Below are 17,763 nucleotides of genomic sequence, written 5' to 3'. Positions count from 1 at the left end.
CGGTCCTTCTATATGGAGCGTTTGTCCTATATAGATGAGCATGCCAGATCGGTCGAGGCGAATCGCGAGCGGGCGTGGAAAGCGGTGCTGAAAGTCGTGTGCCACGACCCGAACGAGCCGTCGCCGCCGACCGGGTTCGTTGTCGATTCCCTCGCGGAACCGCACCGTTTGGCGCTGCGCGGACAGCACTGGTTCTCGAAGTACGCGCTGATCTTCGAATTGGACGAGGAGGGGCCGAGCCGGACCCGCGTCCGCGCCCGCAGTTACGGCGACTTTCCCGGTCTGCACGGCCGGATCTACCGTGCGCTGGTGGTAGGGACGGGCGGTCACCGCCTGGTGGTGCGTCAGATGTTGCGCCGGATCGCGGCGACGGCATGATCCCCGGGACGGTGTGGGGCGCCACCGAGGCCGAGCGCGAAGCGCCCCTGCCGTGCGACGACCGGCTACCCGGCGGCTTCCGGGCCGACCGGGCGATCAGCGTCGACGCGCCGCCCGCGCTCGTCTACGCCTGGCTGTGCCAGCTGCGGATCGCTCCCTACAGCTACGACCTGCTGGACAATTTCGGCACACGCAGCCCGCGCCTGCGTGACCCGGCGCTCACCGAACTGGCGGTGGGGCAGCGGTTCATGTCCCAGTTCGAACTCGTCTTCTTCGTCCCGGGCGAGCACATCACTCTGGTCGCGGGCAAGGTGTGCGTCTCCTACGCGGTGCGGCCGGAAGGCGCGGGAACCCGGCTCGTGGTCCGGATCCGCTGTAGCGCACCGAAATTCGTCGCTATGGTGCTCGCCCTCGGCGACCTGCTCATGATGCGCGAGCAACTGCTGACGCTGAAGGAACTCGCCGAAGCCGAACACCGCACCGCCTCGACGGCCTAGTTCTCGTTGGCCGCGCACTCCGCGCTCAGCGGTGGTGCGGGCCGATCGACCTGCACCTGAGGTGGGCGCCGTGATGACGCCGGTCATCGCGACGCCGTCGCCACGATTCGCACCGCCGCGGTCATCGGCGCCTTCCGCCCACGCCGCTGCCCGGCAACGACCGTGGTCGCCGGGCCGGAGTTCGTCCCCGCGGGCGTCGAGCGGCGATAGCGCTCAGGGGAGGCGTTCGACCAGGTCGAACTTTCGTTGTTCGAAGCCCTTCGGCACGGTGTCGCGCACCGAGATCAGGGCGTGTGCCCAGGAGCCGAGGAGAGTGTGGTCGCCCACCGTGCGGCCGGGATCCGGTGTGGGGTCGGCGGTGAGCAAAGGCAACGGGTGGATGCGGTGCCGGGCCTCGTTCTCCAGCACTGTCGCTTTGTCCACGAAGATCCGCATGTCGTGATTGAGCAGGTACCGGCCCACCGCCCCGTGTTCCGGGGGCAGCAGGGCGGCGACCGAATCGACTGTGTGATAGAGGTTTTCGGTCTTCGGCGACCCTGGCGCACTCCGTCCCGCCCAGGTGACCCTGGCCGGTTCGGCGAGCAGTCGCTCGATTCCTTGGACCAGGTGGTGGCCGATCCTCACGTGTTCCATGAGCCTGGCGCCCACGTCCACATAGCCGAGCACCCGGTGGTCGTCGGTGCGGAAAACCGCTCGATACAGCTGCCACACGTAGCCGTATTCCCTTCGGTGGTAGACGATTTCGTTGCATGCTCACACGCGATTGCGGTGTGGCGATTACAGCGGCGTTACCACCGTGGTGCGGCCCGAGGGCCTCCTCTGGACGGGCGAGTTGTCTATGGGGCTAGCGCGACGGCCATGCGGTGGGTTTGCGTGCCGCCCGCGCGGTCCAGCGGCCGTCGTCGTGGCGGACTTCGACCGGGTGCGCGAACGCCGCGGTGACGTTCTCGGTGGTGATCGTTCGCAGGGCCGGACCCGACGCGACGGCGTGACCGTCGGCGATGAGCAGTGCGTGGGTCGTCGTGCTGGGAAGTTCCTCCAGGTGGTGGGTGACCAGGATGGAGGCGACGTCGGGGTGTGTCCGGTCCAGGGTGTCGAGGGTGTCCAGGAGTTGTTCGCGTGCGGCGACATCCAATCCGGTGGACGGTTCGTCGAACAGCAGCAGCCGCGGCTGCGCGATCAGCGCTCGGGCGATGAGCGTGCGGCCGCGCTCACCCTGGCTCAGCGTGGGCCAGAGTTCGTCCGCCTTTCCGGTCAGTCCGACCGTCTCGATCATCGTGTCGGCCCGGTCGCGCTGGTCGGCTGTCGGCGTCCAGCGCATGGGGGTGTCGATGGTAGCGGTCAAGCCGGTCAGCACGACCTCGCGGATGGTCAGCGCGGAGCGCAGCGGGTGGCGCGGGTTCACCTGACCGATGCCCCGGCGCAGGCGCTGCAATTCGACGCGCCCGAGTTCCGCGCCGAGCACACGGACCGACCCCGAGGTGGGAAAGGTGACCGCGCCGCAGAAGCCGAGCAGCGTGCTCTTGCCCGCGCCGTTGGGGCCGAGCAGTGCCCAGCGTTCGCCCGCGCGCACGGTCAGCGAGATCCCGTTGATGATCTTCTTACCGTCGCGGCGGAAGGTCACGTCGGTCAGTTCGAGCACCGGTTCGGTCACGTGAAAGCCTCTTTCAAGGTGGTCAGGTGGGCGCGGCTGTACTCAGCGGCGGCGGCGGGATCGCGGGCGGCGATCGCGTCGGCGAGCCGTTCGTGCGCGGCGTGATCGGCCGGTTCCGATGGCACCGGGCGGATCTTCAGCATGTCGATCATCGCCAGGCGCAGCCGCGGCAGGAAGCTGTCGAACAACTGGGTCAGCACATCGTTGTGGGCGGCCACGAGCACCGCCCGGTGGAACGCCATATCGGCGTCGACGTGCTCGGCCACCGGCTCGCCGTGCGCCTCGCGCGCGGCCAGCGCACGGCGAATGGTCCGCAGGTCGGCGGGGGTCCGCCGCTGGGCGGCTAAGGCGGCGGCCTCGGCCTCGATGGCGATGCGCGCTTCGATCACCGAGGCGATGGTGGCGCGGCGCAGCACCGTGTCCCACTCCTCGGTCGCATGCAGGGCGGTCACGAAGACGCCCGCGCCCTGGCGGCTGTCCAGCACGCCTTTCCCGGCGAGTTCGCGAATGGCCTCCCGCAGCGTCGAGCGGCCGACGCCGAGCTGTGCGGCCAGCGTGGTCTCACCGGGCAGGCGGTGACCCAGCGGCCATTCGCCCGCCTGGATGCGGGCCAGGAGTACCTCGGCCGCCTGCGCGGCCAGCGGATGACGCCGTACCTGCGAGATCATCGGTACCTCTCTACTTGTCTGAGGAGTGGTGTACAGTCTAGCCATCATGCGCACCATGCTTCTGCTCAGCCGCCACGGCGGGGCCTGAACGACCGGCCGCCCGCCGTGGGGCTTCGTCGTGGCCGGTCACCTCTCGTCGTGACGGCCGCAACGGCCAGGAAGCAGACCCATGACCAGCGCTTTCCCCACCATCGATACCCCCTCGGGCGACATACCGGATCGGGCCCCGGCGTGGAATCGCCAGCGGCACTCCCGAATGCCCTCGCACAGCTACCGCGACATCTACCAGCGCGTCGAGGTCCCGCTCACCCGGCGGCAGTGGCCCGACGCCAGGATCACCCGAGCCCCGCTGTGGGTGCCGGTCGACCTGCGCGACGGCAACCAGGCACTCGCCGAGCCGATGGACCCGGCGCGCAAGCGGCGCTTCTTCGAACTCCTGATCGCCATGGGCTACAAGGAGATCGAGGTCGGCTACCCGTCGGCGTCGCAGACCGACTTCGACTTCGTCCGGCTCATCGCCGAGGACGATCTCGCGCCCGAGGACGTCACCATCGTCGTCTTCACCCCCGCCCGCCGCGATCTCATCGAGCGCACCGTCGCCTCGATCCGCGGGATCCCCAACGACGTGGTGATCCACCTGTACACCGCCACCGCTCCCGCTTGGCGTGACGTCGTGCTCGGCAAGGACCGTGCCGCGCTGCGCGAGCTGATCCTCGACGGCGGCCGCGCCGTGCTGGACTGCGCCGGGGACCTGCCGAACGTCCGGTTCGAGTTCTCACCCGAGGTGTTCAACCTGACCGAGCCCGACTACGTGCTCGACATCTGCGACCGGATGACGACGTTGTGGGACGCCACCGCGCGCAGGCCGGTCATCCTGAACCTGCCCGCCACCGTCGAGGTCGCCACCCCGAACGTGTACGCCGACCAGATCGAGTACATGCATCGCAATCTGGCCCGCCGCGACAGCGTCATCCTCTCGGTGCACCCGCACAACGATCGCGGTACCGGCGTGGCGTGCGCCGAGCTGGCGGTGCTCGCGGGCGCGCAACGCGTCGAGGGCTGCGTCTTCGGCAACGGCGAGCGCACCGGCAATGTCGACATCGCCACGCTGGCGCTGAACCTGCACGCGCAAGGCGTCGATCCGATGATCGACTTCTCCGACATCGACGAGATCCGGCGCACCGTCGAATACTGCACGCGCATGCCGATCCACGAGCGCCACCCGTACGTCGGCGACCTGGTGCACACCGCGTTCTCCGGCACCCATCAGGACGCGATCAAGAAGGGAATGGCCGAGCATCGCGCCCGTTCCGCCGCGACGGGCATCGCGGAGCGCGCGCTGGACTGGCAGGTGCCCTATCTGCCCATTGATCCCGCCGACCTCGGCCGCAGCTACGACGCGGTGATCCGGGTCAATTCGCAGTCCGGTAAGGGCGGCATCGCCTACCTGCTGCACACCGAGTACGGCATGGACCTGCCGCGGCGCCTGCAGATCGATTTCGCCCGGCGCGTCCAATCGCTCGCCGACGACACCGGCGCCGAGGTCACCGCCGCCGAACTGCTCGATCTGTTCGAGGCGAGCTATCTCGACGACCCGTCGTGGCTGGGGTTGAAGGACTGGCGCGGCACCGTCGACGGCGCGGAGACGAGCACCGAGATCACGCTGACCGTCGGCGGTGTCACCCACCGCACACGGCGTCCGGGCGACCCGCTCGCGGTGCTGACCGAGGCGCTGGCCGACGCCGGATGCCCGATCGAGGTACTGGGTCTGACTCAGCAGTCGATCGAGCGAGACGACGACAAATCCGCGATCGCCTACCTGGAGTACCGCAGCGGCGAACACACCGGATGGTCCTGCGGCCGAGCCGAGTCCGCCCTGGCGGCAGCACTGGCAGCGGTCGTGCGGGCCGCGGGACGCTCGGCGCGAGAATGATCGTCCCGCGTCCGGAAGTCATCGGTCACCGGCGAAATCGTCGATCCGTTCGCCCAGCAGATCCGTGTGACCGTTGTGCCGAGAGTATCGGCCGAGCACCCGAGTTCCCGCCGTTCAGAACATGCCGTGCGGTATCTGCGCGGGTTCGGGGACCGCCTGCACGACATCCCAGTGCTCCACGATCTTCCCCTCGACGAGCCGCCAGATGTCCACAACCGCCTCGCCGCGGTCCTCGTAGCCCGGCGGGTCCATGCGGTAGTGCACGGCCACGTACTCGTCGTCGGCGATCACCCGCGCCAGCTCCAGTTTCGATCCGGCTACGGGCGCCTGTGCGATGAACTCGATGAAAGCGTCCTTACCCGACGGGTTTCCGGGGCTGTGCTCGAGGAAGTCGTCGTGCAGCAGCGTGTGCAACACGTCGATGTTGCCCGCCGCGAATTCCGCGAAGCCCTTCAGGACCACGACCGGCCGGCGAGCTGCTGCGGGAACGAGGTCGCCGTCGAGGCGTACTTTCCAGCCGACGACGAAACCGCTTCCTACTTGCGCGGACTGGCCGCACCGGGCCGGTGAGCGCCGTGCCGGGATCAGCCGGGCGCGGTGAACCGCTCGGCGGGTTCGCCCCGCAGGTATCCGGCGGGCAGCTTGCGCCCGCACAATACGAGCAGCAGGTCCTGGGCGCGGCCCGACAGCACCGTGCCAGAGCCGTAGCGGAAGTCCAGGTCGTCGGCGCGCAGTTCGATGCCGCCGAGCTTGGCGCCGAACAGCTTGGCGGTCCTGGGCTCGATCGTGTCCAGCACCATGCGCATCCGGTCCTCGGGCACCCGGCGGTCCAGCCCCAGCGCCACGGTGATGTCCAGCCCGTGGATCACATCGTGGCTCAACGCGTTGGAAAGCCCGCCGCCCGGCGGCCGCCAGGGGTGATCGACGTTGTCCCACAGCGATTTCAGCAGGTCCGCCGTGCTGAGCGTGGCGGCGTCCTCCCGGGCGGTGCGGTCGGCCATGCGGTTGAAGTTGCCGAACGCCGCGAGCATCCCCAGTGTGAACCGCGCGCTCGACAGGCGATACGGCATGGTGATGTGCGCGACTACTTCGCGTACCCGCCAGCCCGCGCACAGGGTCGGCGCATCCCAGCTCGCGGCATCCAGCCCGGCCAAGAGTTCGGCGAGTTCCGTCCGTTCCGCCGTCACCGCCCTTCGCACCTGGGTCTCGGTCATTCGTCCACCTCTCTTCGACGAGGGTGATCAAACCCCGCACGCCGTCGAGGCGCCACTCAGCGACGAAAATCGGCGGCCCGAGAACCGGGGCACGCGAGGTTCCCGGATCGAGGGCAGACGAGTCCGGCGGACTGGTTTCGCGACGAAGACCGTGGTCAGCCGTAGAGTGCCCGGCGTGCCCGCCGGTACTCGGCGCGAATCTCCCGCCCGGTCGCGGCGTCGGCCGGCGCCGGAATCTCCGCGACCGAGCGCGCAGGCCAGGACGGCGGCCGGGACGCGCCGCTCAGCGCCCATGCCGCTTGCCGGGCCGCGCCGAGCGCGACGTACTCGGCCGGTTCCGGGATCGTCACCGTGACGCCGAAGACCTGCGCGGCGATCAGCGCGATCAGTCGTGAGCGCGCGCCGCCGCCGATGAGCAGCACGCGCCGCGGCGTCACCCCGATACCGGTGAGATGGTCGAGCGCGTCGGCGAGATGACACAGCACACCCTCGAAGGCGGCCCGGGCCACCGTGGCGGGGCGCATGGCCTCCGGCCGTAAACCGTGCAGGCTGCCCGCGGCGCGCGGAAGGTTGGGTGTGCGTTCACCGGCGAGATAAGGCAGCAGGACCACGCCGTCCGCGCCCGCGGGCGCCCGCGCGGCGAGTGATTCGAGTGTGGGCAGGTCCACGCCGAGCAGATCGGCGGTCGAGGTCAGCACGCGCGCGGCGTTGAGCGTGCACACCAGCGGCAGGAACGCGCCGGTGGCGTCCGCGAAGCCGGCGACAGCGCCGCCGGGGTCGGCGGCGGGGCGGCCCGCGCGAGCGAAGACCGTCCCGCTGGTGCCGAGCGAGGCCACCACGTCGCCTTCCGCGATGCCCAACCCCAGCGCGGCCCCGGCGTTGTCGCCCGTTCCGGCGGCGACGAGTGTGCCCGACGGCGTCCGTCCGGCGGACTCGTCCGGGCCGAGGACCCGGGGCAGGGCCGGACGGCGACCGCGCGAGGCCAGGGTGAGCAGATCCTCCCGGTATCTGCCGAAGGCGGGTGACCAGTAGCCGGTGCCGGATGCGTCGCCCCGGTCGGTGGTCGGCGCGGGTATGCGTCCTCGCCCGCCGCCGCGCAGCCGCCAGGTCAAGTAGTCGTGGGGCAACAGGATGTGCGCGGTGCGGTCGGCGAGTTCCGGCTCGTGGTCGGCCAGCCAGCGCAGTTTGGCGACGGTCAAGGCCGCCACCGGCACGCTGCCCACCGCATCGGCCCAGGCTTGCGGCCCGCCGAGGTCGGCGATCAATTCCTCCGCCGCGCCTGCGGAGCGAACGTCGTTCCACAGCAACGCGTCCCGCACCGGAACGCCTGCGGCGTCCAAGGCGACCAAGCCGTGCTGCTGCCCCGCGACGGCGATCGCGTCGACATGATCGAGCAGTCCCGCGCTCGCCGCGCACAGCGCGTCCCACCAGGCGTCCGGGGCGACCTCGGTCCCTTCCGGGTGCGGCGCCTGCCCCCGCCCGAGAATCTCGCCGCTGTCCGCGTCGCAGACGACGACCTTGCACGACTGGGTGGAACTGTCGACTCCCGCGACCGTCGTCATCCGGCCTCGATCGTCTCGCGCACTCCCATACCGACCACCTTGCACCCGATCCGTCCCGCACCGGCGCATTTCGGGTATTCGGCCGCGGGATCGGGCAGACTGTCGCGGTGAGCATCGACCCCACCGACGTGCGCATCCGCACGGGAGACGGGACGCACCTGCCGGAATTGACCGAGGACGCGCTCAGCGACCTGCTCGACGAACCGGCCGGGCCGGAACACGCGATCCTCGAGCTCAGCCGCGCCGACCAGCACGAGATCCGCGCCGAGTTGCTGCCCGACGGCGTCTACGAACTCGAGCACCGGGCTGGTTCGGCGACGGAGTCCTTCCAGATGTACACCTCCGACCCGGTGCTGGTCCGCGATGTGCTGTGGTCTTGGCTGTCCGACGATCCGTGGTGGCACGAGTCCGTCGCCTGGTTCCCGATCGATCCGGCGATCGCGGAACTGCGCGCCGTGCAGGACGAACTCGCCGGATTGCTCGACGGCCTGAGCGTGATGGACGATCTCACCGCGGGCATGGACGCGGCGCTGGCACGCGCCGATGAACTCCTCGCGCTGGACTTCCCCTCGAATCCGGACAACCCCGATCAGGCCTGATACCACCAAGCGGTGGTCGCCACCTCGGCGTCCTCCAACGGAAGATAGGTCTGCGCGTCCTGCCATCCGAGGGCCTGCACGGTGACGCGCAGTTCGCGTTCGAAACAGATCGGATCGCGCACGTGCCAGCGGTACATGCCGAACCGCTGATCGGGTCGATAGATCTGCTCCGGCGGCAGCACCTGGTGCAGGCCGAGATACGGCGTGGAATACGTCCGATACATCCCGTCGAGGTCGAAGTTCCAGGCGCCGCCGAAATAGTCCTCGGTGCCCGTTCCGCAAATCGTGGGATGCTCGGCGTCCCCGTCGAGGAAGAACTTGACTTCGCCCTCGCCCCACCATCCCGGCGCGCCCGGGCGGATGGCGAGGTAGGTGCCGACGTAGCGGCCGGGCCCGGGCGCCGTGTCGAGAATCGTGTGCACGGCCGGACTGCCCAAGCCGGTCGTTCGCGTCCACCGCGTGTGCAGATACCCCGCGTCGTCCGGCACGTCCTCTTCGGTGAAGGTCGCCTGGTAGTACACCGGAACCTCACGGCCGCAACGATTCTCCAGCGTGATGCGCGCTCGGTGCCGGAACGGCATGGGCCAGTAGCTGTTCAGGCCGCCCGCGGGCGCGACCACCACCATCTCCGAACTCAGCAGGGCCGTCTCGCCCCATCCGTTGCAGAAGAAGTCGCCGAGCGGCGCCTCGATCGCGGGCCGCGGCGCGTCGTCCCAGGTCATCCGCAGTGTCAGTGCGCGAAGGACGGAACGTTCGGTGGTCAGCCAGAAATGCCTGAACACGCCGGGGCCGGAAACGTCGGCCAGCGTGGCGGTCTCCCCGTGGGCGAGCGCGATCGAAGGCGAGATCTTCCATCCCGGGCCCAGCAGCCGGGCAGCGTGTGCTCCGGTGCCGTCGGTCGCCCGCGCGCCCGCGCCGGGCGCTCCCGTCGGGTTCTCGGCGCTGACCGACCGCGTTCGCGTGCCGTCCAGCCGCCACAGTTCTCCGCCCGGCGCGGTCACAATCCCGGCCACCAATCCACGAGCACGATGGAATGTGATGCGACGACGGAGTCGAAATTGTCCTGGGTCAGAGTGATCGTGGGCATGAAATCCTCGTATCGTTCCGCGAACCGGCTCCGCATCGTCGCACGGGCGTTCAAGAAGACGCACCCGCACGGCGCTGTTCGGCAGCGAGGAAATGCGCGATATTCGTCGTGCGATCGTAGAGATCCCGGTAGTGCCGGTAGTACTCCTCGTATTTCGCGACGCGTTCGGGACGTGGCAGCACGGTGTCGACGACCGGATTCCACGCGGAGGTGTCGACTCCGGCGGCCTCGGCGGCGAGCAGAGCGTCACCGAGGCTCGCGCCGACGGTCTCGGCGGGCAACTGCTGGGGCAGCCCGGTGACATCGGAGACGATCCGGGTCCACAGCCCGCCTTTGGTGCCACCACCCACGGCGACCAAGCGCGCCGCCAGCCCACCGGCTTCGGTCATGGCCTCGAGATTGTGCCGCACGCCGTAGGCGATGCCCTCCAGTACCGCGCGATAGAGCTCGGCCCGACCGTGCCCGAGGGTGAGTCCCGCGACGATGCCACGCGCGTCCGGGTCGAACAGGGGAGTGCGCTCACCGGCGAAATAGGGCAGCGCGAGCAGCCCTCTGCTGCCCGCCGGCACGTCCGCGGCCGCGACGACCAGGTCGGCGAACTCGCCGCCCACGAGTTTGCGCAGCCAGTCGGTGACCGCGCCGGAGGTGGCCATACCCGCGGCGAGGGTGTACGTGTCCGGCCAGGTGCCGCAGGTGCCCCAGAGACCGGGATGCGGACGCGGGTCGGTGAGCACCTGCACCAGGAACATCGTGGTGCCGTACATGATCATCGCGTCGCCCGGGGCGCGGACGCCGACGCTGGCCGCCTCGGCCCAGGCGTCGATGGTGCCGGTGGTGACCGGCAGCCCGGCCGGAAGGCCCGTGGCGGCCGCCGCGTCCGCGCTCACCCGGCCCACGATCTCGGTGGGCCAGGCCAGCTCCGGCAGCGTCCAGCCCGGCACGATCCGCTCGGCCCAGTCCGTCGCCCACGCGCGTTCGCGCAGGTCGTACAGCGGTACGCACTGACTGGCCGATTGGTGGTCCAGAACGTACCGGCCGGTGAGCCGGTACACCAGGAAAGAACTCGCCATCAGCAGCAGCTCGGTGCGTGCGGCGACGTCCGGCTCGTGCCGGGCCAGCCACCGCGCCTTCGGGCCGACGGCCTGGCTGGTCAGTGGCGATCCGGCGCGGTCGAGCACGGCCCGCGCGCCGAATTCCTCGTTCAGCTCGTTGATCTCGGCCCCGGCCCTGGTGTCGACACCGTAGAGGATGGCGGGGCGCAGCGGCCTGCCCCGGGCGTCGGCGGGCAGCAGGCACGGACCGATGCCGGATACCGCCAGACCGTCGAGCGTGGCGCCGTCGGCCGCCGCCACCAGGTCGCGGGCGAGTGCGACGAAGTCGGACCACCACACCGTCTCCGCGTCGTGCTCGACCCATCCGGGGTGCGGCATGGAAACCTCGTGCGCCCGCTCGGACCTGGCGAGAATCGTGCCGCGGGCATCGGTGAGCACGCCTTTGGAACTCGCGGTCCCGATGTCGATGCCGAGGAACATCGTCACCGCGTGAACTCGTCCACCGTGACGTCGAGCAATTCGCACGTCGCGCGGACGGCCGCCCGGTGGTCGCCGGGCACCGCGTGGATGTGGTTGGCGCCGAAGCGGTTCAGGAAGTCCTCGGCGCGCGCGTCCAGCCGGGCGAACGCGTGCGGCCACTCCCGGGTCGACTGGTTCATCAGCGCCTCGTTGGTCTGCTGGTCGTAGTGCTCGAACTCGCCGAGCATCAGCTGCATGCGGTAGTCGCCGTCGAGACGGGTCAGCCGCGCGAGGGTCATCCGGCCCGGGGCGGCCAGATGGTGCACCGAGGCGCCGCCGGCGGGAAAGAAGAAGACCTCCGGATACAGGTGCACCTTCGCCAGGTTCTCGGCGGGATCGGCGCTGCGCGCGGCGAACCAGGTGGCGTGCTGGCCGGAATTGCAGAGGTCCCAGATGTCGCGATCGGCGTGATAGTGCCGGACGTCGGCGAACAGCACCGGGGTGCCCGCGATCCGCTTGAGCAGTTGCATGGTCAGCGCACCGTCCATGTCCGCCTCGGTGGCGCAGACGTGCGGTTCCTTCGGGCCATTCCAGTCGTAGGGATCGTTGAGGAACGCCTCGGTGACGTCCATGGTGGCGAAATACTGGGTGAGTTCGGGCTGCCCCTTGATTCCCGAGAAGTCCAGCCGCCATTCGGCGATCAATTCGCGTACCGCCAGATAGGACCGGATCTGGCGTTCCAGTAGTTGCGGGGTGAGCTTCGCCCCGTCGTAGTGCACGCCCGCGGTGTGCCGCTCCAGCCACTCGCGTGCGGCCCGCGCCTCGCCCGCGTCGGCCAGTTCGGCGCGCCGCACGATCTCCCACTGATCGATTTCCTCGACGTCGATGCCGAACTGCCGCTGCCACTGATCGGTATTGGCGACCGCGGTGTTCATGCCCATCGGCCGCCCGCCGAAGCGCCCGAATGTCGAACCGCGCAAGCCGGATACGGCGGCCGCGGCCCGCGCCCGCACGCCGATGGCCTCGACGAGCTCGGGATCGGACGGATCACCCCACAGCCTGCTGTGCCTGCGCCCGATCTGATCCAGTGCGCCGCCCGCGGCGAGCATGCCGACCATCCCGGGCTGCACCGGATCGATATTCGACAGCAGCAGCAGCGGCCCGGGGATGGCGCCCGCCGCGAGCATGGTGAAATGCGGGAACGCCCAGACGGCATAGTGCAGGACGGTCAGATCGACGCCCGCCGCCGCGACAGTGCGCGCCACCGACGTAGCCAGCGCGTTGTCGCTGATCGGCGCCGCGCCGCGGACCACATCGTGTCCGGCCGCCGCCAGCGCGGCCACCAGCCGGTCCTCGGTGGAGGCGATGAAATCGGCGATGCCCGCATGCACATAGTCGCGGCCATCGGAAACACTGATAACGCCGATACGGGCCATGCCGGTCCCTCCCGTAGGTGGGGTGATCGGAGAGTTCGACTCGATCAACAGATACCAGCCGCGACCGAGCCCGGAGACGCCTTTCGCCGAATTCGCGCTCGGCCCCGTGCTTCGGACCGCTTAGCGCGGAACCGTTTTGACCACGCGCGACTGCGGAAAGTCGAGCGGCGCCAGATGGACGCCGCCCCGGCCCCAGCCCGCACTGGTGACCCACCAGCGGCCGTCCGCGCCGATCACTTCGGCGGCGTGCGCCGCGATGTGGCCGACCTTGTCTCCGATGCGGAAGCGGAAAGGACTGTCACTGCGGAAGACGTCGGTGCCGACGTAACGCGGGCGCGGGCCGATGAACAGGTACCACCATCCGTCGTGCCGCAGGATGTAAGGCGATTCGGTGTTGCCCGCCTCGGTGCCTTTGGTCGGGTCCGTGTACGCGATGTGGCGCTCACCCCAGTGCACGAGGTCGGTACTTGTGCGATAGGCGACGACGTGGTGACCGCCCGCCGGGGCGCTGGTCGCGCAGTAATACATCACCCATTGGTCGCCCACACGCACCACCATCGGGTCGCGAGCGTCGTATCCGTCGCGGAACAGCGGGCCCGCGGGCGAGCGGGTCCATCGGAAGAGATCGCGCGACGTCGCCAGGTTCATCGCCGCGGCGGTGCGGTCGGCTCCGCCCGCCGCGTAGAACATGTAGTACCGCTCGTGGGCGCCGACCACGTAAGGCGCCCACAGATGCGTTTCGCCGTAGTTCCGATCCACCAGCAACGCACGGTCGCGCGTGGTCCAGGGCCCGTGCAGCCGGTCCGCGGTGGCGTGGGCGAACTCGGTCTCGTCGAACGGGTCGGCGGGCTCCGGGTGGGTGATGCCGAAGAGGTGCCAGCGCCCGGCGTCGTCGCGGACGATCGTGTGATCGTTGATGTACCAGGCTTCCGATTCGCCGACGCCCGGGTCGTAGATCCGCGCGAAAGCTCCCGCCCGGACCACCTCCCGTGTCGCCATAGGTTCATGATGCCGCCGCGGTAGACGTCCCTGTGCGGTATCGGTCCAATGGAACTCGGCTGCTCGATGCATCGGCAGCCGAGGTCCGTGCGATGACGCTATGACTTTCCCGCGGGGCGGTCAGGCGCGGACGCCGACGCTTCGCCGCAGGTACTCCGCGGTCAGCGACCGGTCGTCCGCCAGCAGAGCCGCCGGGGTCCCGGCGAAAACGATTTCGCCGCCGTGCTTTCCGCCGTCCGGTCCGAGATCGATCACCCAGTCGGCCCGGGCGACGACGTCGAGATCGTGTTCGATGACGATCACCGTGTTGCCCGCGTCGACCAGCCGGTCCAGCAGTCCGACCAGCGTGTCGACGTCGGCCATGTGCAGTCCGGTGGTCGGCTCGTCGAGCACATAGATACCGGATCCGGTGCGCCGCTGGAGATGATCGGCCAGCTTGATGCGCTGGCGCTCGCCGCCGGACAGCGACGTGAGCGCGCGGCCGAGGGTGAGATAGCCGAGACCGACGTCGAGCAGCGCCCGCAACGGCGTGAGCACGCGCCGGTCTCCGTCTCCGGCCCAGAACTCCAGCGCTTCCTCGGCGGGCATCTCCAGGACGTCGGCGATCGACGCCCCGCTAATCTCGTAAGCGAGCGCTTCCGCGCGATACCTGCGTCCGTGGCAGGCCCGGCACACCGTGGTGACCGGATCCATGTACGCCAGGTCGGTGAAGATCACCCCCGCGCCATCGCATTCGCCGCAGGCGCCGTCGGAGTTGAAACTGAACAAGCCCGGCCGCACACCGTGCCGCTTGGCGAACAGCTGACGCAGCGGGTCCATGATGCCCAGATAGGTGGCCGGGCTGGAACGCCGGGAGGCGGCGATCGCCGCTTGGTCGACCGCGATCACCTGCGGATGCGCGGCGACGAACGCGCCGGAAACCAGCGTGCTCTTCCCGGAACCCGCCACGCCGGTCACCGCCGTGAGCACGCCCGTCGGAAACCGCGCGGTGAGGCTCTTCAGGTTGTAGGCGTCGGCATCGGTGACCGTCAGCCATCCCGTCGGTTCGCGGACGTCGTCTTTCACCCGCCGCGCCCGGCGCAATCCCGCACCGGTCGCCGTCGGCGCGGTCCGGAGCTGATCGACCGTGCCCTGGAACACGACCCGCCCGCCGCGCGAACCGGCCCCCGGCCCCATGTCGACCACATGGTCGGCGACGTCGATGACATCGGGGGAGTGCTCCACCACCAGGACGGTGTTCCCCTTGTCGCGCAGCCGGCGCAGCAGAGTGTTCAGCCGCCCCACGTCGCGCGGATGCATGCCGACGCTGGGCTCGTCGAAGATGTAGGTCATACCGGTGAGGCTGGAGCCCAGATGCCGGACCACCTTCAGGCGCTGCGCCTCGCCGCCGGAGAGGGTCGCGGTTTCCCGATCGAGCGACAGGTAGCCGAGCCCGACCTCCTCGATCCTGCGCAACCGCCCGATGGCCGCCCGCGCGATCGGCCGAGCCACCGGATCGTCCAGCCGCGCGAGCACCTCGATGAGATCGGTGATCTCCAGCCTGCCGTAGTCGGCGATGCCGAGGCCATCGATCCGGCTCGCCAGCGCGTCGGCGTTGAGCCGGGCGCCCCCGCAGTCCGGGCAGATCTCCTCGGTGACCACGGCGCGGGCGGCCGCGCGATTCCTGTCCGACAGCGCGGTGAGATCGCGCTTGACGTAGAGGCGGTCGAACCGCTCCAGCAGACCCTCGTAGGCGTTGTTCCCCGCAGATCCGTTCCGGTTCTTGCGCGGCACCCGGAACCCCTTGCCGTGCAGGAACAACTGCCACTCCTGCGTGGTGAAGTCCCGCAGTGGCTTGTCCGGGTCGAACAGTCCCGACTCGGCGTAGAGCTGCCATTGGAAGGTTCCGACCGCGAACGGACCGAAGGTGATGGCTCCCTCGTTCAGCGACTTGCCGGTATCGATGAGCTTGCCCAGATCCGGGCGCACCACATGACCCAGACCGCCGCACGCGGGGCACATGCCCAGCGGGTCGTTGAACGAATAGCGCGTCGCCTCGCCCGCGCTCGGCACGCTGTGCCGGGAGAACAGCACGCGGATGATCGACTGGATATCCGTCATGGTCCCCACGGTGGAACGGGAATTGCCGCCGATCGGCTTCTGATCGACGACTACGGCGGGCGCGAGATTGTCGATCGCGTCGGCCTCGGGCCGCTCGTACTTGGGCAGCCGGTTGCGAATGAACCAGGTGAAGGTCTCGTTGAGCTGCCGCTGCGATTCGACCGCCACGGTCCCGAAGACGATCGACGACTTACCCGAACCGGAGACGCCGGTGAAGACCACGATCTTGCCCTTGGGGATCGTCAGCGACACGTCCCGGAGGTTGTTCTCCCTGGCCCCGACGATGCTGATGGTGTCTCGATGAGCATGCACGAGCCTCACGCTAGAAGCCGATGAGGTCAGGTTCTGTCCTCCTTCTCGGCCATACTGGAACCCGTGACACAGACCGCCGCGCGCCTGCTCCAGCTGCTGTCGCTGCTGCAAACCCGCCGCGAATGGAGCGGTCCGGAGCTGGCCGCGCGGCTCGGGGTCACCGTGCGGACGGTGCGCCGGGATGTGGAGCGCCTGCGCGAGCTGGAATATCCCGTGGTCGCCTGCCTCGGCGCGATAGGCGGATACCGCCTGGAAGCGGGCGCCGCGCTGCCGCCGCTGCTGCTCGACGACGAGGAGGCGGTCGCGATCACCCTCGGGCTGCGTGGCGCGGCGCAGGGCGCGATCGCGGGTATCGAGGAATCGGCTGCCCGCGCCCTGGTGAAACTGCAGCAGGTGCTGCCGTCGCGATTGCGCCGCCGGGTCGACGCGATAGACACCACCACCGTCTCGCTCGGCGGGCCCCCGGCCGGTCCGATGGTCGATCCGGAGGTGCTCGTCGCCTTGGCCGCCGCCGCGCGGGACGGCGAACGGATCCGCTTTCGCTACCGGGACAAGACCGACGCGGAGACCGGCCGCCTCACCGAACCGCACAGTCTGGTCTCCGCCGGTCGCCGCTGGTACCTGGTCGCATGGGACGTCGATCGCGCGGATTGGCGCACCTTCCGGGTGGATCGGCTGACGTCTCCGCAGCCCACCGGAATACGGTGCGCTGCCCGAGCACTGCCCGCCGAGGACGCGGCGACCTTCGTCACCAGCCAATTGGCCCGCACCAGGCCGGTCCGCCGAGTGGTCCTGCGCGTGCACGCGGGCGCCGAGACCCTCGCCGACGCGTTCCGCGTGCGCGCGGAGGAGATCGAACCGCTGGATGCGCACACCTGCCTGCTGCGCACCTCGGCCGATTCCCTGGAGTGGACCGCACTGCGCATCGCCCACCTGGACCTGGACTTCGACGTCGTCGAACCCCCCGAGATGAGAGATCTCCTCGCCGGCCTCGGCGCGAAATTGCTTCGTGCGGCTGCCGTCCCGCGATGAGTGTCGGCACGCCCGCCGGACGAATAATCACCTGACCTGCGTCGAGAGCGGCACTACGGTGCTGCGCATGACGCTATCGATCGACGACCGCTTCGAGATCAACGACCTCATCGCCAAGCACGGTCACCTCATGGACGCCGGGGAACTCGATCGGATGGACGAGGTGTTCACTCCGGACGTCGTCTACGACCTCACCGAGCTGGGATTCGGTGAACTGCGCGGCGTCACCGCCCTCCGCGAAGCGGCGCTCGCGCTCGGCGACGCGAATCCGGTCGGACACCACGTCACCAATGTCCTCATCACCCGGAACGATGGGGGCATCGTCTCGGTGCGGTCCAAGGGCATCGGCATCAACGCCGACGGACGTTGCGGGAGCGTGACATACGAAGACGTCGTGGTGCGGGAATCCGCCGGATGGCGGATCTCCTACCGCAAGGTCGTGCCGCGTCGAGCTCCATTGGGCGGCTGATCGGGGATTGCCGTACGAGCATCGAAACGATCTTGTCGTGGCCTGAATCACATTTGTGTCATTCCGCCCGGTGCACGGATGCCGGCGCACCTCTGACCTGCGAAAAGACGCGCTGGACAGGCGATTTGACGTAGCGTTTTCCGCCGCGTAACTTTATCCAAGTCAGAGCGACACGGACACCGACCCGGAGCCGAGAAGCGAGGCGGAGACGCCGAGCGGATGGACCGGGAAACGAGGTAGGACGAGGAGCGCCTGGCCATCACATGGCTCGAACGGGAGCCCGATTTTGATCGGGTGAACGAATGAGCTAAG

17 protein-coding genes are annotated in these 17,763 nt (G+C 69.3%); 6 read left to right on the top strand and 11 right to left on the bottom strand.

Translation table 11 applies throughout. From position 1 onward, the window contains the following. The first annotated feature begins 12 nt into the window (after positions 1-12). Together NG1_RS15045 and NG1_RS15040 are read left to right on the top strand one after the other, a co-directional pair. Positions 13-378, top strand: a complete 366-nt coding sequence (locus tag NG1_RS15045; protein ID WP_062971257.1) for a hypothetical protein — start codon at positions 13-15, stop codon at positions 376-378. Continuing rightward, a complete protein-coding gene (locus NG1_RS15040; RefSeq protein ID WP_062971255.1) occupies positions 375-875 on the top strand; it encodes an SRPBCC family protein in 501 nt (166 codons plus the stop codon). Before NG1_RS15045 ends, NG1_RS15040 begins: the two co-directional genes overlap by 4 nt. A gap of 213 nt (positions 876-1,088) precedes the next feature. Here the strand turns inward: NG1_RS15040 and NG1_RS15035 are convergent, their stop codons facing one another. The 3 genes from NG1_RS15035 to NG1_RS15025 form a co-directional block, all read right to left on the bottom strand. Then, positions 1,089-1,586 (bottom strand): hypothetical protein, encoded by a 498-nt coding sequence (locus NG1_RS15035; RefSeq protein ID WP_062971253.1) that lies wholly within the window; start codon positions 1,584-1,586, stop codon positions 1,089-1,091. A 133-nt stretch (positions 1,587-1,719) separates the two neighbouring features. Continuing rightward, a complete protein-coding gene (locus NG1_RS15030) occupies positions 1,720-2,529 on the bottom strand; it encodes an ABC transporter ATP-binding protein (protein ID WP_062971251.1) in 810 nt (269 codons plus the stop codon). Beyond that, positions 2,526-3,197: a FadR/GntR family transcriptional regulator gene (locus NG1_RS15025; RefSeq protein WP_062971249.1), complete on the bottom strand. Its 672-nt coding sequence runs from the start codon at positions 3,195-3,197 to the stop codon at positions 2,526-2,528. The genes NG1_RS15030 and NG1_RS15025 overlap by 4 nt, the downstream gene beginning before the upstream one ends. A gap of 256 nt (positions 3,198-3,453) precedes the next feature. Between NG1_RS15025 and NG1_RS15020 the strand changes: the two genes are divergently transcribed. After that, on the top strand, positions 3,454-5,130 hold the full coding sequence (locus tag NG1_RS15020; protein ID WP_062971247.1) for a 2-isopropylmalate synthase: 1,677 nt from the start codon (positions 3,454-3,456) through the stop codon (positions 5,128-5,130). A gap of 114 nt (positions 5,131-5,244) precedes the next feature. On the opposite strand, the gene NG1_RS37445 is transcribed toward NG1_RS15020, so the two are convergent. The 3 genes from NG1_RS37445 to xylB all read right to left on the bottom strand — a co-directional run bounded on the left by NG1_RS37445 (position 5,245) and on the right by xylB (position 7,906). Continuing rightward, positions 5,245-5,592: a nuclear transport factor 2 family protein gene (locus NG1_RS37445; protein ID WP_062971245.1), complete on the bottom strand. Its 348-nt coding sequence runs from the start codon at positions 5,590-5,592 to the stop codon at positions 5,245-5,247. Positions 5,593-5,714: 122 nt separating this feature from the next. Next, positions 5,715-6,344, bottom strand: a complete 630-nt coding sequence (locus tag NG1_RS15010; RefSeq protein ID WP_062971243.1) for a maleylpyruvate isomerase family mycothiol-dependent enzyme — start codon at positions 6,342-6,344, stop codon at positions 5,715-5,717. A gap of 155 nt (positions 6,345-6,499) precedes the next feature. After that, the gene (gene xylB / locus NG1_RS15005) at positions 6,500-7,906 is read right to left on the bottom strand and encodes a xylulokinase (RefSeq protein WP_062971241.1); all 1,407 of its coding nucleotides are present in this window, start codon (positions 7,904-7,906) and stop codon (positions 6,500-6,502) included. A 107-nt stretch (positions 7,907-8,013) separates the two neighbouring features. Here xylB and NG1_RS15000 point away from each other — a divergent pair, with 107 nt between their 5' ends. Beyond that, a complete protein-coding gene (locus tag NG1_RS15000) occupies positions 8,014-8,505 on the top strand; it encodes a hypothetical protein (RefSeq protein ID WP_062971239.1) in 492 nt (163 codons plus the stop codon). On the opposite strand, the gene NG1_RS14995 is transcribed toward NG1_RS15000, so the two are convergent. From NG1_RS14995 to NG1_RS14975, 5 genes are all read right to left on the bottom strand, one after another. Beyond that, the gene (locus NG1_RS14995) at positions 8,496-9,518 is read right to left on the bottom strand and encodes a glycoside hydrolase family 172 protein (protein ID WP_245659907.1); all 1,023 of its coding nucleotides are present in this window, start codon (positions 9,516-9,518) and stop codon (positions 8,496-8,498) included. The genes NG1_RS15000 and NG1_RS14995 overlap by 10 nt on opposite strands. A 124-nt stretch (positions 9,519-9,642) precedes the next feature. Further along, complete coding sequence (locus tag NG1_RS14990) at positions 9,643-11,124, bottom strand: FGGY-family carbohydrate kinase (RefSeq protein WP_062971235.1); 1,482 nt, start codon at positions 11,122-11,124, stop codon at positions 9,643-9,645. Positions 11,125-11,126: 2 nt separating this feature from the next. Then, positions 11,127-12,539 carry an L-fucose/L-arabinose isomerase family protein gene (locus tag NG1_RS14985; protein WP_062971233.1) on the bottom strand — a complete coding sequence of 471 codons (1,413 nt, stop codon included), beginning with the start codon at positions 12,537-12,539 and terminating at the stop codon, positions 11,127-11,129. A 120-nt stretch (positions 12,540-12,659) separates the two neighbouring features. Next, on the bottom strand, positions 12,660-13,538 hold the full coding sequence (locus NG1_RS14980) for a glycoside hydrolase family 32 protein (protein ID WP_062971231.1): 879 nt from the start codon (positions 13,536-13,538) through the stop codon (positions 12,660-12,662). A 120-nt stretch (positions 13,539-13,658) separates the two neighbouring features. Then, complete coding sequence (locus NG1_RS14975) at positions 13,659-15,950, bottom strand: excinuclease ABC subunit UvrA (RefSeq protein WP_062971229.1); 2,292 nt, start codon at positions 15,948-15,950, stop codon at positions 13,659-13,661. 63 nt (positions 15,951-16,013) lie between these two features. Between NG1_RS14975 and NG1_RS14970 the strand changes: the two genes are divergently transcribed. After that, on the top strand, positions 16,014-16,982 hold the full coding sequence (locus tag NG1_RS14970) for a helix-turn-helix transcriptional regulator (RefSeq protein ID WP_062971227.1): 969 nt from the start codon (positions 16,014-16,016) through the stop codon (positions 16,980-16,982). 67 nt (positions 16,983-17,049) lie between these two features. After that, positions 17,050-17,451 (top strand): nuclear transport factor 2 family protein, encoded by a 402-nt coding sequence (locus NG1_RS14965; protein WP_062971466.1) that lies wholly within the window; start codon positions 17,050-17,052, stop codon positions 17,449-17,451. Positions 17,452-17,763: the final 312 nt, after the last annotated feature.

This window comes from Nocardia gamkensis NBRC 108242, assembly GCF_001612985.1.
GTDB classification, from domain to species: Bacteria; Actinomycetota; Actinomycetes; order Mycobacteriales; family Mycobacteriaceae; genus Nocardia; species Nocardia gamkensis.
The sequence above is the reverse complement of the archived record's forward strand: the minus strand, read 5'-3'. Positions and strand labels throughout refer to the sequence as shown.